This is a genomic window from Exiguobacterium acetylicum DSM 20416, assembly GCF_000702605.1.
GTDB lineage: Bacteria > Bacillota > Bacilli > Exiguobacteriales > Exiguobacteriaceae > Exiguobacterium_A > Exiguobacterium_A acetylicum.
In genome coordinates this window covers 1,431,206-1,446,865 of sequence record NZ_JNIR01000001.1, presented here as the reverse complement: position 1 = coordinate 1,446,865, position 15,660 = coordinate 1,431,206, and the positions used below count along the sequence as shown (strand labels likewise).

17 protein-coding genes are annotated in these 15,660 nt (G+C 49.3%); 16 read left to right on the top strand and 1 reads right to left on the bottom strand.

The features are described 5' to 3' along the window. Positions 1 to 2 precede the first annotated feature (2 nt). From qcrB to P401_RS0107885, 4 genes are read left to right on the top strand one after another with little or no spacing between them, the layout of a single operon-like run. A complete protein-coding gene (gene qcrB, locus P401_RS0107900) occupies positions 3 to 674 on the top strand; it encodes a menaquinol-cytochrome c reductase cytochrome b subunit (RefSeq protein ID WP_012370658.1) in 672 nt (223 codons plus the stop codon). A gap of 40 nt (positions 675 to 714) precedes the next feature. Continuing rightward, complete coding sequence (locus tag P401_RS0107895; protein WP_029342002.1) at positions 715 to 1,506, top strand: menaquinol-cytochrome c reductase cytochrome b/c subunit; 792 nt, start codon at positions 715 to 717, stop codon at positions 1,504 to 1,506. A 54-nt stretch (positions 1,507 to 1,560) separates the two neighbouring features. Continuing rightward, entirely contained in the window at positions 1,561 to 2,163 is a 603-nt protein-coding gene (locus P401_RS0107890) for a DUF1405 domain-containing protein (protein ID WP_029342001.1), read from the top strand. Between the two features lie 45 nt (positions 2,164 to 2,208). After that, a complete protein-coding gene (locus P401_RS0107885; RefSeq protein WP_023468628.1) occupies positions 2,209 to 2,889 on the top strand; it encodes a zinc metallopeptidase in 681 nt (226 codons plus the stop codon). 42 nt (positions 2,890 to 2,931) lie between these two features. On the opposite strand, the gene P401_RS0107880 is transcribed toward P401_RS0107885, so the two are convergent. Then, complete coding sequence (locus P401_RS0107880) at positions 2,932 to 3,819, bottom strand: YitT family protein (protein WP_029342000.1); 888 nt, start codon at positions 3,817 to 3,819, stop codon at positions 2,932 to 2,934. A 170-nt stretch (positions 3,820 to 3,989) separates the two neighbouring features. Here P401_RS0107880 and bshA point away from each other — a divergent pair, with 170 nt between their 5' ends. From bshA to asnS, 12 genes are all read left to right on the top strand, one after another. After that, a complete protein-coding gene (bshA, locus tag P401_RS0107875) occupies positions 3,990 to 5,132 on the top strand; it encodes an N-acetyl-alpha-D-glucosaminyl L-malate synthase BshA (protein WP_029341999.1) in 1,143 nt (380 codons plus the stop codon). Next, a complete protein-coding gene (locus P401_RS0107870) occupies positions 5,098 to 6,252 on the top strand; it encodes a CCA tRNA nucleotidyltransferase (RefSeq protein WP_236627095.1) in 1,155 nt (384 codons plus the stop codon). The genes bshA and P401_RS0107870 overlap by 35 nt, the downstream gene beginning before the upstream one ends. After that, a complete protein-coding gene (locus P401_RS0107865) occupies positions 6,222 to 7,184 on the top strand; it encodes a biotin--[acetyl-CoA-carboxylase] ligase (RefSeq protein ID WP_029341997.1) in 963 nt (320 codons plus the stop codon). The genes P401_RS0107870 and P401_RS0107865 overlap by 31 nt, the downstream gene beginning before the upstream one ends. 257 nt (positions 7,185 to 7,441) lie before the next feature. Beyond that, complete coding sequence (panB, locus tag P401_RS0107860; protein WP_029341996.1) at positions 7,442 to 8,281, top strand: 3-methyl-2-oxobutanoate hydroxymethyltransferase; 840 nt, start codon at positions 7,442 to 7,444, stop codon at positions 8,279 to 8,281. Further along, complete coding sequence (gene panC, locus P401_RS0107855) at positions 8,278 to 9,108, top strand: pantoate--beta-alanine ligase (protein WP_029341995.1); 831 nt, start codon at positions 8,278 to 8,280, stop codon at positions 9,106 to 9,108. Before panB ends, panC begins: the two co-directional genes overlap by 4 nt. Positions 9,109 to 9,110: 2 nt before the next feature. Beyond that, positions 9,111 to 9,494, top strand: coding sequence for an aspartate 1-decarboxylase (gene panD / locus P401_RS0107850; protein ID WP_029341994.1), 384 nt, complete (start codon positions 9,111 to 9,113; stop codon positions 9,492 to 9,494). Positions 9,495 to 9,599: 105 nt separating this feature from the next. Continuing rightward, entirely contained in the window at positions 9,600 to 10,271 is a 672-nt protein-coding gene (locus P401_RS18855; protein WP_236627094.1) for an exonuclease domain-containing protein, read from the top strand. A gap of 5 nt (positions 10,272 to 10,276) precedes the next feature. Further along, positions 10,277 to 12,412 carry an ATP-dependent DNA helicase DinG gene (gene dinG / locus P401_RS17655; protein ID WP_236627093.1) on the top strand — a complete coding sequence of 712 codons (2,136 nt, stop codon included), beginning with the start codon at positions 10,277 to 10,279 and terminating at the stop codon, positions 12,410 to 12,412. A 62-nt stretch (positions 12,413 to 12,474) separates the two neighbouring features. Further along, on the top strand, positions 12,475 to 12,645 hold the full coding sequence (locus P401_RS18305; protein WP_069940825.1) for a YpmA family protein: 171 nt from the start codon (positions 12,475 to 12,477) through the stop codon (positions 12,643 to 12,645). Beyond that, positions 12,642 to 13,109, top strand: a complete 468-nt coding sequence (locus P401_RS0107835; protein ID WP_029341993.1) for a hypothetical protein — start codon at positions 12,642 to 12,644, stop codon at positions 13,107 to 13,109. The genes P401_RS18305 and P401_RS0107835 overlap by 4 nt, the downstream gene beginning before the upstream one ends. 14 nt (positions 13,110 to 13,123) lie before the next feature. After that, the gene (locus tag P401_RS0107830) at positions 13,124 to 14,305 is read left to right on the top strand and encodes a pyridoxal phosphate-dependent aminotransferase (RefSeq protein WP_029341992.1); all 1,182 of its coding nucleotides are present in this window, start codon (positions 13,124 to 13,126) and stop codon (positions 14,303 to 14,305) included. A gap of 29 nt (positions 14,306 to 14,334) precedes the next feature. Beyond that, entirely contained in the window at positions 14,335 to 15,624 is a 1,290-nt protein-coding gene (asnS, locus tag P401_RS0107825) for an asparagine--tRNA ligase (protein WP_197499327.1), read from the top strand. Positions 15,625 to 15,660 lie beyond the last annotated feature (36 nt).

Sequence of the window (15,660 nt, the reverse complement as noted above, 5' to 3'; positions counted from 1 at the left end):
CGATGATGCAAAAAATCTATGATTGGATCGATGAGCGCGTTGACATTACGCCGCTCTGGCGAGATATCGCCGACCATGAAGTACCGGAGCACGTCAACCCGGCACATAACTTTTCAGCTTTCGTTTATTGTTTTGGCGGATTGACGTTCTTTACGATCGTCATCCAGATTCTTTCGGGGATGTTCTTGACGATGTATTATGTACCGGACATCATCAACGCACACGCGTCCGTCTACTATCTTCAAAATGAAGTCGCACACGGACAAATCGTTCGTGGTATGCACCACTGGGGTGCGTCGGTCGTTATCGTAATGTTGTTCCTACATACATTACGTGTCTTCTTCACTGGTTCATACAAAAAACCACGTGAATTGAACTGGGTCGTCGGAGTTCTCTTGTTCTTCGTCGTCTTAGCTCTCGGTCTGACAGGATACCTATTGCCTTGGGACATGAAAGCGTTGTTCGCGACAAAAGTTACGATTCAGATTGCTGAAAGTATTCCGGTCATCGGTGGTATCGCGAAGACCCTCCTTGCGGGTGGAGAAATCGTCGGCGCAAGTACAATCGCTCGATTCTTTGCGATTCACGTCTTCTTCCTTCCTGCAGCATTGTTCGTCTTGCTCGGGGCCCACTTCATGATGATCCGTAAACAAGGGATCTCTGGACCACTTTAAACCGACTATCATCTAGACAACAAAAAAGGGGGAGAACACGATGCATCGTGGTAAAGGAATGAAATTCGTCACCGATTCACGGGTGTCGATCAACAACCGGATGCCGAACAAGTCGAAAGACTACTCGGAATATCCAGGTCGAACGGAAGCGTTCTGGCCAAACTTCTTACTTCGCGAATGGATGGTTGGAGCGGTCTTCTTGATCGGCTTCATGACACTGACAATCGTAGAAGCAGCACCACTTCAAAACATTGCCGATCCGACGAATACGTCGTACATTCCACTTCCGGACTGGTACTTCCTATTCCTCTATCAGCTCTTGAAATATCAATTCGCTGCAGGTCCATACATCTTGATGGGTACGGTCATCCTTCCAGGTCTTGCGTTCACAGCACTTCTCGTCGCGCCATGGCTCGACCAAGGTCTTGAACGTCGTCCTGCGAAACGTCCGATCGCAGTCAGCATGATGCTCCTCGCAGTCGTCTCGATCGTCTTCTTGACATGGGAATCTGTTCAAACGACTCACTGGGATACAATCCATAAACAAGGTGAGTTGACGATGAACGAAGGACCAAAAATTGATACATCGGCAAAAGGATACGAAATTTATTCGAACCAGTCATGTGTCAACTGTCACGGTAAAAACCTCGAGGGTGGAGCAGCAGCTCCGGCACTCGTTGGTACGAAGAAGACAGAAGAAGAGATTTATGAAATCGCAGATAAAGGTATCGGTTCGATGCCTGCTGGTCAGTACAAAGGATCAGATGCGGATCGTAAAGAACTCGCGAAATTCATCGCTTCATACGGTGAAGGCGGCGAAAACAATAAATAAGCCAAAAGCCGGGGGAGCAATCCTCCGGCTTTTGTCGATGATGAGGTGAAACGATTGCAAGGTATTTTGACATTACTCCGCCATAAAGCAGTACTCTGGATCGTCGGATTGATCAACTTAGCAGGAACGATCTACGGCTACATCTGGTATGAACCGCAACTTGCGACATCGAAGTGGTATTACTATCCGTTCATTCCGGATAGCCCGACCGCCTCTCTCTTCTTTACGATCATCGTCATTCTCTGGATCTTTGGACGACGTTCCCGACTGTTTGAAGCGCTCGCGTTCGTGACATTGATTAAATATGGCGTCTGGGCAGTCGTCATGAATGCGTTGATGTTGAATCAACTCGGAATGGAGAATGCGACCTTAACGGCGATGGCACTGATGTTGATGGTGTCGCACGGAGCGATGGCGTTCCAGGCATTGTTATACAGTCCGCTGATGACGTTTCGCGTCAAGGAGCTCGTCCTCGTCGCCATCTGGGTCATCCACAACGATGTCGTCGATTACGTCCTCGGACAATGGCCGCGCTATCCGGCGCTTGCGGAGCACATTCAGTGGATCGGATACGGCTCCTTCTGGTTGACCGGATTATGTCTTTTGATGGGATATCTGCTTGTCGCACGCGATTCAATTGACAATAAGATCACTTGAACATAAAATAGACCTATAATCAAAAAAAGAAAGGAACGATGTCTCGTGGCAAACTATTTGATCTATCTCGCGATCATCATCATCGTCCCGATTTGGGCTCAGATGCGGGTGCGGAGCACCTATAAAAAATATCAAGATGTTCCGATTCAGAGTGGGGTGACGGGAGCGCAGGTCGCCGACTTCATCATGAAGCAGAACGGGATCACGAACGTCCGTCTCGAGCCGATTGGTGGAACGATGTCCGACCATTATGACCCGACGAACAAAGTCGTTCGTTTGTCGGAAGACGTCTATTACGGTTCGACGGTCTCAGCCGTTTCGATTGCAGCACACGAAATCGGTCACGTCATTCAAGATGCGACGGATTACAATATGATGCGTGTCCGTCACCGGATCGCACCTGTCGCGTCGATTACGTCGAACTTATCGTTCCCACTGTTGTTGATTGGTCTATTTGCCGGTTTCAGTGGTCTTGCGATGCTGGGTGTCGTCTTGATGCTTGGTGCCGTCATCTTCCAACTCGTCACGTTACCAGTTGAGTTTGATGCCTCGAATCGAGCGATGGCGCAGTTGACGGAGCATGGTATCATTGATGCCGAAGAAGAACGTGGTTCACGTCGTGTCTTGAACGCAGCGGCTTGGACGTACGTCGCAGCAACACTCGTTGCCGTCGCCGAGTTTCTTCGTCTTGCACTGCTCGTCTTCAACCCATCAAGTGATGATTAAACAGAAAAACACGGATTGCTCAAGTGAGCGATCCGTGTTTTTTTACGTTTCTTTGATTGGGACCCGGTTTTCGTCGAACGTGAAGCCTTCTCCCGTTACTTCATAAACGTCATGTAAGGTAATGAAAGCATGTTGATCGACACTTTTTACAAGTGTCTTCAAGCGATTGATTTCATTACGAGCGACGACGACGTACAATACTTCGAGATCTCGTCCGGAGTAACCGCCTTTTGCGATCAGACGGGTCGTGCCACGATTCATTGTCGCATGAATGCCGTCTGCAATCTCCGTCCGGTGATCACTGATGATCATCGCTGCTTTACCAGCATAAGTGCCCTCTTGCATCCAATCGATGACACGGGCGCCGACGTAGACGGCAAGTAACGTATACATCGCTTGTTTGTAATCGAGATACGTCAAGGATGCGACGATGACGAAGAAATCAAAGATTAAGAATGTTCGACCGATCGACCAACCGAAGTAGCGTTTCGTCAAACGCGCGATGATATCGACGCCACCTGTCGTACCGCCGTTGTTGAAAATGATACCAAGACCCACGCCGATGAATACACCTGCAAAGAGCGCGGCAAGCACCATATCGTCGCGCAGGTCGATGACAAGAGGTGAATATTTGGCAATCAATCCATACCAGAAGGAAAAACTGAATGTACCGATCAACGTGTAGACGAAGGTCGTTCGACCAAGAATCTTATAACTGACGAAAAAAAGTGGGACATTCAACACTAAGTTCGTGATCGATGGAGACCATCCGAACAGTCCTTTTAAGATTAAGGTAATCCCAGTAAAACCGCCTTCTGCTAACTCGTTTTGAACGTTAAAATGATAAATACCAAAAGCAAAGATGAATGACCCGACCAAAATCCAGAAAATGTTCTGGATCCGAATCGGAAATTGGAATGGAGGTGCCATTTCCGTATGCTCCTTTCAAATCAAGACTCTTTCTCTAGGGTAACGGCACGGTCGGAAAAAGACTAGCTTTTCCTATGAAAATCAGTCGAAAAGTGATCAGTATGGTCATTCCGATCGATATTGCTTAGAATAGAGACGAATAGAAGTCATAAAGAGAGTGTGGTCTTATCATGAAAAAAGCAATTGGGATTCTTTGTTATCCTTCCGTCGGCGGGAGTGGGGTCGTCGCAACGGAACTTGGTATGAAACTAGCAGATCGTGGACATGACGTTCACTTCATTACATCCAGCATGCCGTTTCGGCTGACAGAATATCGTCCAAACATCACGGTACACTTGGTTGAAGTCAACCAGTACTCCGTCTTTAAATATCCACCATACGACATTACGTTGGCGTCAAAAGTCGCAGAAATCATTGATTTATTTGATCTTGATGTCATCCATGCCCATTACGCCGTTCCGCACGCGGTCTGTGCAGATCTCGGACGAAACATGGCAAAGAAAAAAGGTGTCGCCGTCGTGACGACGTTACACGGAACGGACATCACCGTCATCGGGCAAGACTTAGAGATGCAACCGGCAATTCGTTACGGTATCGAACGATCAGACGCGGTCACGGCCGTCTCAGAGAGTCTAGCGCTTGAGACGAATGCGACGCTCAACGCACACTACGACATCGATGTCATTGCGAACTCGATTGATGAGAGTGTCTATTATCCGATGCGGGATGAACGCTTGAAGCGGCATTACGGCATCGAAGCGGACGAAGTCGTCGTCATTCATATCTCGAACTTCCGACCGGTCAAACGAATTGATGATACGCTTGCAGCGTTCGCCATTGCAGCGAAAGATCGGAAGATGCGTCTCTTACTTGTCGGGGATGGTCCAGAGATGGGACAAACGAGACGTCGCGCAAAGGAACTCGGCATTTACGACAAAGTGATCTTTGCTGGTAAACAGGAACACGTCGCGCAGTTGCTCGCCATCAGTGATATTCATGTTCTGTTGTCGGAAAAAGAAGCATTCGGACTCGTCGTCCTTGAGGCGATGGCAATTGGAGTCCCGAGTGTTGTCTCGACAGCAGGTGGCTTACCGGAAGTCATACAAGACGGCGTAACCGGGTATATCGTTCCAACCTACGACGTCAAAGTAGCTGCGGCACGAATCGGTGAACTCGCAGATGATTCGATGTTACGGGAGCGAATGGCAGAAGAGGGCATTCGCGATACGCGTCGTCGTTTTGATTCGAACGAGATCGTCCGCCGTTATGAACAAGTCTATGAACGGGTGTGTGCGCGTCATGAACTTGCTTGAAGGTGCACATCACATCATTAAAACAATCGAGCAAGCGGGCGGTGAAGCCTATATCGTCGGTGGTGCCGTTCGTGATATGTTGCTCGACCGGACACCTGGAGACTATGATTTAGCGAGCTCGATGTTACCGGAACAAATCATCGACTTATTCCCTGTCGTCATTCCGACAGGACTTGAGCATGGAACCGTAACGGTCTTACTCAACCACGTGCCGTACGAGATCACGACGTTCCGCTCGGAAGCAACGTATAGCGATCGCCGGCGACCGGATGCGGTGACGCTTGGTGTCAGTTTGGAAGAGGATTTGACCCGGCGCGACTTTACAATCAACGCGATGGCACTCAGACCAACGGGTCGCGTCGATCTATTCGGAGGAGCGCGTGACATCGAAGAGCGGATCATCCGGACGGTCGGCAAACCGACCGAACGTTTTAATGAAGATGCGCTTCGGATGATGCGGGCGTTCCGCTTCATGAGTCAACTGGACTTCTCGCTTGACGAGGCGACGGAACAAGCAATTACGGAACTTGCCCCACATTTAGCGGCCGTTGCGATTGAGCGGATCGCGATCGAGTTCGAGAAGCTCTTACTTGGTCCGGGAAAACAGCGGGCGTTACAGGCGATGCTACGCACTGGCATCGAACGCTATTTACCCGGCATGACTTCAGAAATCGTCAAAGGACTTGCGCAGCAGTCGCTTCGGGGTGTTTCAAAAGATGCCGTCTGGACACTCGTGCTCGATGCGGGTCTTGCGCGAGACCAATTGACGCGCTGGAAACGATCGAAACATCAAGTCCAGCTCGCTACGCGTTTGGCACCCCTGTTGCATCGACCGTTACAGGACTGGGATCGTTATCAATTGTCGGACTCAGAACTGACGACTCTTCGGGAAATGACGGGAAAGCATTATCCGGATCGTTCGGATTTACCGATTCGTGGTCGCAAAGAGCTCGCTGTCGACGGAAAAGATATGATCCGCCTCGGTCTTCAAAAGCAACAGATCAAGGAAGCGCTCTTGCACTTGGAGAATAGCGTCGTCATGCGATCTTGTCCAAACGACCGAACGGCATTAATGGAGGAGGTAGAGCGATGGCGCACTCAGTCCGAGAACAAATCTTGATCGCACTTCGTAAGCGGACGTGGTATTCCGGACAAGAATTAGCAGAGACGTTAAATATTTCACGTACCGCCATTTGGAAGCATATGCAAATTTTAAAAGAAGAAGGATACCAGATCATCTCAAATAAAAAACAAGGTTATCAATTAGTCGATGAAGGCGATTTGCTAACGCCGATTGCCATTGAACAATGGTTAACGACAGCGTGTCTTGGTCGCCACCTCCTTCATTTCGAAGAACTGGATACAACGCAACGGATTGCACATGAACAAGCGCAACAGCATGCGCCAGAAGGAACACTCGTCGTATGCGATCACCAAACGAATGGACGCGGACAGCTAGGGAGAACGTGGCATGAGGCGAAAAATGAAGGCATCGCGATGAGTCTACTCGTCCGACCAGATGTACCGATGCATCAAGCAGGTCAATTAACACTTGTAGCAGGTATTGCACTTGCACAGTCTCTCCGGACATTCGATGTTCCGGTTACGATTAAATGGCCGAACGACATCTTGATTAACGGTCGTAAGGTAGCAGGCATCTTGACGGAAATGCAGACCGAGGCGGACCGGATTAGTTCGGTCATCATCGGCATCGGCATCAATGTCCATCACGAACAGTTTCCCGAAGGCATCAAAGATCGTGCTACCTCGCTTGTCCGAGAATCAGGAAGAACTTTCCGACGTGCGGAAGTCGTCGCGACGTTTTTGAATCGATTTGAACGACTATACACGCAGTGGCTCGAGCTAGGGTTCGGATCTTTCGTCTCCGAGTGGGAAACACTCGCTGACCGCTTACATGAACAAGTGACACTACGGACACGTCAGGCGACCGCTTCCGGAACATTGCTCGGTATTGACGAGACGGGTACGATTCGGATTAAGACGGAAACAGGTGAGACCCGTTTCCATTCAGCAGAGCTGATTTACTGGTAAAAAGAATAAGGGTTTGAATCAGACGGTTTGCAGAGAGCTTTTCCCGTCATGTATAATAAAGCCACGGATGGTATCCGCTCATCGGAACCATACCGAATTGACAGGTGCCAGTTTTAGCTGTTTCAACTGCCTTGATCTTAACGGACAGGGACAGAAGGACGATATTCAATTATTCCGCCTTCTTTTCCGCATGCATTTATTTTGGAGAAGAAGGCGTTTTCCTTTTGTCCTCCCTACACACGTAAGGAGAGAACACAATGCACACAATGGGTCCATTATTGAAAAAACAACAAGCTGGAGAGAAGCTTGTCATGTTGACGGCGTATGATTATCCTTCAGCAAAACTATCGGAGGCAGCAGGGGTTGATATGTTGCTCGTCGGCGATTCCCTCGGGAACGTCATCCTCGGCTATGATTCAACGATTGCCGTCACGGTCGACGACATGGTTCATCATGCGCGTGCCGTTCGCCGCGGCGCACCACAGACGTTCATGATCGTCGATATGCCGTTCGCAAGCTATCATGGTTCATTTGATCGCACGCTTGAATCAGCAGCCCGCATCTTCCAAGAATCACAGGCAGATGCCTTGAAACTAGAAGGGGCAGGGGAAATCTTAAAGACGATTCGTCGTTTGACGGATGCTGGGATGCCTTGCGTCGCGCATCTCGGATTAACACCACAATCCGTTGGCGTTCTTGAAGGATTCAAGGTCCAGGGGAAATCACTAGAAGCAGCCGAACAACTGATTGCAGACAGTTTGGAAGCAGAGCGTGCCGGAGCGAAGATGCTCGTGCTCGAGTGTGTGCCGCATCCGCTCGCGAAACGGATTCAAGAGCTCCTCTCGATTCCCGTCATCGGAATCGGTGCCGGCGCAGAAGTCGCCGGTCAAGTACTTGTCTATCATGACATCTTGACGTATGGCGTCGGTCGTTTACCGAAGTTTGTTAAAGCGTACACGGACTGGAATACTTCAGGAACGGAAGCAATCGCAGCTTACGTCAAAGACGTCAAAGCCGGTGCCTTCCCTGAACTAGCACATTCGTTCCAGATGGACGAAGAACTGATTGGTGCGCTTTATGGAGGGAACAAGGAATGAAGATTATCGAGGACGTCCAGACGTTACGCGAACATTTAGCGGGAGCCGGTTCAATCGGTTTTGTACCGACGATGGGATTCTTGCATGAAGGGCATGCTTCCTTGCTCAAACAAGCACGACAAGAAAATGATGTCGTCGTCTTGAGTATTTTCGTCAACCCGACACAATTCGGACCAAACGAAGATTTGGATCGTTATCCACGAGACGCAGAACGGGATCAGAAAATCGCGGAGGCAGAAGGAGTCGATTATCTGTTCTATCCGACGAACGAGACAATGTATCCGCTGGATATGGCCCGTGTTACGGTCCGCTCCGGTGATGATGTCTTATGCGGAGCATCACGACCAGGGCATTTTGACGGTGTCTTGACGGTCGTCAGTAAACTGTTGAACGTCGTCCGTCCAACCCGTGCGTATTTCGGTCTGAAGGATGCACAACAGCTCGCATTGATCGAAGCGTATGTCGCTGATTACTTTGTTCCGGTTGAGATTGTCCGTTGCCCAATCATTCGCGAAGCAGATGGTCTAGCGAAATCGTCGCGTAATGTCTATCTATCGGAAACAGAACGTGCGCAAGCACCGGGAATCCAGCAGGCGTTACAACAAGCGAAACAAGCACTCGATCAAGGGGTGCCGGTTGAAACGGTTCTCGAGCAGACTCGCGAAGCACTTCAATTCGAGGGGACCACGATCGATTACGTCGAAGCTGTCGACTATCCATCACTACGACCTGTCACTGAACAAACGACTACGATTCTCTTAGCTGTCGCCGTGCAGTTCGCATCGGCACGCTTGATCGATAATTTACTATATACGAGAGGAGCATGACGATGTTACGCACATTCATGCACGCTAAACTACACAAGGCCCGGGTCACCGAGGCAAACTTACACTATGTTGGTTCGATTACGATTGATGAAGATTTACTCGATGCTGTCGGAATTCTTGAAAATGAAAAAGTCCAAGTGACGAACAACCAGAACGGTGCGCGGATTGAAACGTATGCGATCAAAGGTGCGCGCGGTTCAGGTGTCATCTGTTTAAACGGTGCGGCAGCACGTCATTTCCAAGTCGGGGATGAGGTCATCATCATGGCGTATGCGCAATTGTCGACGGAAGAAATCGCGACACATGTCCCAAAAGTGGCTGTTCTAAATGAGCAGAACGACATCAAACAAATGTTATCTCAAGAAATCGCCCACACGATCTTATGAAATTTTAGAGACCCGATCATGTCAGCGGGTCTCTTTTTTTGTTAAGATGAAGAATGAGATGCCGTCCGATCATGGAGAGGATGGATAAAAGGTGGAGGATCAGTGTTGAAGAAAAAGTACGTCGTAGTCGACCTGGAAACGACAGGTCATTCCATAAAGGCTGGCGATGAGATGATTGAGATCGGCATGGCGGTCATTGAAGACGGGCAGTTGACAGAACAATTTTCTGCCTTCGTGCGTCCGACCCAACCGATTCCTCCGTTCATTTCCCAGTTGACGGGCATCACAGATGAGGATGTCAAAGAGGCCGAGACATTCGATGTCATCGCACCGCGTGTCTTATCATTGCTCGATGGTGGTGTCTTCGTCGCACATAATGTGCAGTTCGATTTAAACTTCTTAAACGATGCGTTAGAAGAGGAAGGATACTTGCCGTACACAGGTCCTGTCATTGATACGGTCGAACTCGCACGAATCTTACTTCCGACAGCAGAAAGCCACGCGCTGTCGCATCTGTCAGAGTCATTACACCTTGCCCATCAAGAGGCGCACCGGGCAGGGAGTGACGCTTCGGCGACGGCTGAATTGTTGCTTGAACTACTCAAACGACTACATACGTTGCCGCTTGAGACATTGAAGCACTTAAGACGTTTATCACCGCGCCTGTTCAGTGCCATCGAAGAGGAAATCGACCATGCGATTCGTTTAGTCGGTATCGAAGAGGATGAGCGATTCGATCGTTTTCGAAAAATCGCTTTGAAAAACGCCAGACGATAGAGCGGTTGGCACATCCACCCGTCCTTGAACCGTTTGGACCATTCGTTGATGAATTGAATGCCGTCACGTTCCCTCGTCTATTCGAAGGATATGAAGAGCGACGTGGGCAGCTCGAGATGATGCGTCATGTCTATCAATCGCTCGATCAAGAAACACCGTTGCTCGTCGAAGCAGGGACGGGAACAGGAAAATCGCTCGGTTATCTTGTGCCTGCAGCGCATTACGCACTCGAACATGAAGTACCGATCGTTGTCAGTACGCACACGATTCAATTGCAGGAGCAATTGTTCGCGCGTGATTTACCGCTCTTGCGTCAGCTGTTCGAGGCACCGGTCCAGATTGCATTACTTAAGGGACGAAGTAACTACATTGATTTACGGAAATTCGAATTTTTCTTGAATGATCAAGAGGATGCCTATAACTTCACGCTCGCAAAAGCGATTCTGCTCGTCTGGTTGACGGAAACAGAAACGGGAGATTTAGAAGAAGTCAGCTTACCAGGCGGTGCTGCGCAAGGCAATATCGGCATCAAACAGTTGATCCAGTCTGATAGCCAATCGCAGCTTGGACGGTTTGACCCATGGTACAGCCGGGACTTCTTCCAACACGCGATTCGCCAGGCAAAGGATGCGACGATTATCGTTACGAACCACGCCTTGTTGTTTAGTGACCTTCAATTCGAGGCAGGGGTCTTACCGAAAGGAAGTCCGTTGATTCTTGATGAGGCGCACCAGATCGAAGAAGTCGCGAGTCATCACTTTGGTCTCGTCTTTGATGGACATACGTTTGATCGTCTGTTCCGACAACTCGGATATTCGTCCGACAAAAAATTGTTACACCGCTTGCTCGATCTGTCGGAAGAATGGGACATCGCCGAGATGGTCGAAGCCCATAGTGAGACAGTCGATGAGGCGTTGACGACATTGCTCGAAGAGGCGGACGGGCTGTTGATGATCATTCAAGCGTACGGGCTCGAACTGGCTTCCCGCAAAGCACGTCGGGAAGGGATGGTCAGCATTCGCTTCAAGCGACTCGACCGTTCGATGCGTGCTGTTCAAGAGAGTGCCAAGCGGGTTGAATTAGTGTTGCGTCGTTTGCGTCAAGCAATCCGTGCGATTCATAAACTATTCCACGAACACCGTGAGCAGATGAGTTATCGGGAGCGTTCACTCGTCGCGGATTTAAAAGCGATCACGTCTCAAATCGAAGAAGCGGAGCTCGCCATCTTCGAGACAATGCTTGCTCCGCACGACGATACGGTATCTTGGATCGAAACGTCCGTTAAGAATCGAAAACTGACACGCGTGTATACACAACCAATCGATATTTCAGAGCGACTACGTCGCGATGTCTTTTCGAAACGGACGTGTATCCTGACGTCTGCGACGTTGACCGTCTCGAACAAGTTCCAATTCATTGAGAACCGATTAGGACTTGATGCGTTTGAGACACGTCGATTCGTCGTTCCGTCACCATTCGGATATGCCGATAACGTGCGATTGATGATTCCGACGGATCTTCCGCTCCTACAGGATGTGCCATTGCCGGAATTCGCAGAGACGATTGCAGAAGCCATCTTACAAATCGCAGAGGTGACGGAAGGGCGGATGCTCGTCTTATTTACGTCAAACGATTTACTTCGACTGACGCATGAAGCGACGAAGCCGTTACTACCTGACCGGTTTACGTTACTCTCGCAAGGGGTCACGCAAGGTTCACGGCAACGACTGATGAAACAATTCAAACAACTCGACGCCTGTATCTTGTTCGGAACAGCTAGTTTTTGGGAAGGGGTCGATATCCCAGGAGATGACCTCAGTTGTCTCGTCATCGTCCGGCTTCCGTTTGCACCACCGGACCAACCGATTGTCCAGGCACGTTCGGAACGGATCGAAAAACTCGGGAAATCATCATTCTTCGAATACAGTTTACCGCAAGCCATCATTCGCTTTAAGCAAGGATTTGGTCGCTTGATCCGGACGACGAACGACCGAGGTGTCGTCTTCGTACTCGATCGACGGATCGAGACGACACGTTATGGAAAACGGTTCGTTACGAGTCTGCCGAAAGTGCCTGTTTTATCAAAACCACTTGATGAACTAACGGCAGAACTAGAATTGTTCTTGAATGATGGCGATTGAGTCTATTCAGATAAACCCTATCGCATTATAATAGATAGAGAAAAATGAGGGAGGACATACAGATGGATTCAAAAATTGAAACACTTGCGACCGTCAAAGTGAACCGCCATGAGGATACGTATAAAATCGTAGACTTGTTGAATCGGACACTGAAAACGGAAGATTTAATGTTCGGTCTTGCTCTCGATGAAAAAGACAAGGAGCAGATGGTCTTCACCATCTACCGCACATGAAGTGGAAAATCACGCTCGGTCTGCTGAGTGCACTCATCCTTTTGACTGTGCTTGGCACCGCCGTTTATCAGGTGACGATTGCTGAGGCAAAAGACCGGGAACAGAGCGTCGCCGAGCAAGCAGAGGCACGTCTGAAAAAAGAACTCAAACCGACGGACGTCCGGTTCGAGTCTGTCTTTAACGGGAAACGTCAATATGTCGTTTTTACGATGAAGCAGAACGGACAGGCGGTACGGGCGTTCGTTCCGAAAAAAGGAACGATTGAGGCACGACCGGTTGCTGATGGTATTGCCATCAAAACGGTCATCGCGGATCATCCGGAACTCGGAGACATCGTGTCTGCTAAGTACGGCTTTGAGGATCGTGCCGTCATCGAGATCGTTTCAAAGACGACGACAGGCTATGATTATTCGTATTACACGTATCAAGAAGGTTCTTTCATCAAACGATTACGAATCAAGTAAAGGGAGTGGGCGACATGTTATCGAAACGCGTACGACAATTGACACCATCTACAACGCTAGCCATCACAGCGAAAGCCAAGGCACTACGTGAAGAAGGTCAAGACATCATCGGTTTAGGTGCGGGAGAGCCCGACTTCAATACACCGGAATTCATCATCCAAGCAGCATTCGAGGCAGCAGAAGCGGGCGATACGAAGTATACGCCGTCTGGCGGAACGGTTGCCTTGAAGGATGCGATCATCGAAAAAACACGCCGGGACTTATGGATGTCATACGAACGTTCGGAAGTCATGGTCGCTTCAGGAGCAAAACATGCACTTTCGACGTTGTTCCAAGCGATTCTTGATCCAGGCGATGAAGTCATCGTCCCAGCACCATACTGGGTCAGTTACCCGGAGCAAATTAAACTCAGTGACGGTGTACCGGTCATTTTAGAAACGGACGAATCGTCTCGCTTCAAAGTGACACGGGAATTGCTCGAGCAACACATTACTCCAAAAACGAAAGCACTCGTCTTGAATTCACCATCGAATCCGACAGGAATGGTCTATTCGAAAGAAGAGCTCGAGATGGTAGCAGATGTTGCGATCAAGCATGATCTACTCGTCATCAGTGATGAGATTTATGAAAAGTTGCTCTATAACGGTGCGACACATATCTCGATCGCGTCCTTGCCAGAGATGCGCGAACGGACGGTCATCATCAATGGTGTCTCGAAGTCCCATGCGATGACTGGCTGGCGGATTGGGTATGCAATCGGACCGAAGGAAATCATCTCAGCGATGACAAACTTAGCGAGCCATTCGACGTCGAACCCGACATCGATTGCGCAAGCCGCATCGGTTGCTGCGTATGCAGAAGGCGATGCACCGGTCGAAGCGATGCGTGTCATCTTTGAGGAACGACTTGAGAAAATCTATGCACGACTCAATGAAATCAAAGGATTGACGTGCTTGAAGCCGGAAGGGGCATTCTATTTGTTCCCACATGCAAAGCAAGCTGCTGAGATGTGTGGATTCGATAATGTCGACGACTGGTGTACAGCTGTTTTATCTGAAGCGAAGGTCGCCTTGATTCCAGGTTCAGGATTTGGTGCACCGGACTATGTCCGCCTATCTTACGCGACGGACCCGGCACGTGTCTTAGAAGCACTCGACCGGATTGAAGGATTCATCACGGCACATACAGCCGTTTAATAGAGAGAGGATGTTGACTGTTGAAAGCAATGATTCGAGATGTAAACAAATATGTAGGAGAAGAAGTGACGATCGGGTGTTGGTTAGCAAACAAACGCTCAAGCGGTAAGATCGCCTTCCTCCAGCTTCGGGATGGCTCTGGATTCATGCAGGGTGTCGTCGTCAAAGAAACAGTCGGCGAAGACTTATTCAAACAAGCAAAAGGCTTAACGCAGGAATCGTCACTTTGGGTGACAGGTGTCATCAAATCAGACGGCGGTCGGACAGCGATCGGTCATGAAATGGAAATCTCTAAGATTGAGCTCATCCATGAAGCAGTCGATTATCCGATCACTCCAAAAGCACACGGAACGGATTTCTTGATGGACAACCGTCACCTCTGGTTGCGTTCAAAGCGTCAACATGCGGTCATGGTCGTTCGGAACGAATTGATTCGAGCGACGTACGAATTCTTCAACCAAGAAGGATTCATTAAAGTGGATCCACCAATCTTGACAGGTAGCGCGCCAGAAGGAACGACAGAATTGTTCCACACGAAATATTTCGATGAAGATGCGTACCTTTCACAATCTGGTCAGCTCTACATGGAAGCGGCAGCAATGGCACTTGGAAAGGTCTTCTCGTTCGGTCCAACGTTCCGTGCTGAAAAATCAAAAACACGTCGTCACTTGATCGAATTCTGGATGATGGAGCCTGAGATGGCATTCCACGACCACGAGATGAACCTCGAAGTCCAAGAAAACTACGTTTCGCACCTCGTGCAATCGGCACTCAAAAACTGTCGTGCGGAACTCGAATTGCTTGGTCGTGACTTGACGGTCCTTGAGAATATCAACGCACCGTTCCCACGCGTCAAGTATACGGAAGCAATTGACATGCTCAAGGAGCAAGGATTCGACGATATCGAATTCGGCGATGATTTTGGTGCGCCACACGAGACAGCGATCGCGAACAGCTTCGCACGTCCTGTCTTCATCACGCACTGGCCAAAAGCGATCAAACCGTTCTACATGAAAGAAGATCCGGAAAACCCAGACTTCGTTTTATGTGATGATTTGATTGCCCCTGAAGGATACGGGGAAATCGTCGGTGGTTCACAACGTGAAGAAGATCATGAGAAACTTCTCGCGGAGATGAAGAAACACGGACTTGACGAGACGGGTGCTTATAAATGGTATCTTGAAACACGTCAATACGGTTCTGTGCCACACAGTGGTTTCGGTCTTGGTTTAGAGCGGACAGTCGCTTGGATCACAGGCGTCGAGCACGTTCGGGAAACGATTCCGTTCCCACGTCTGCTGAACCGTCTCTATCCTTAAGCAGTAAAGAAAAACATCGACCCATCGTCTCGACGG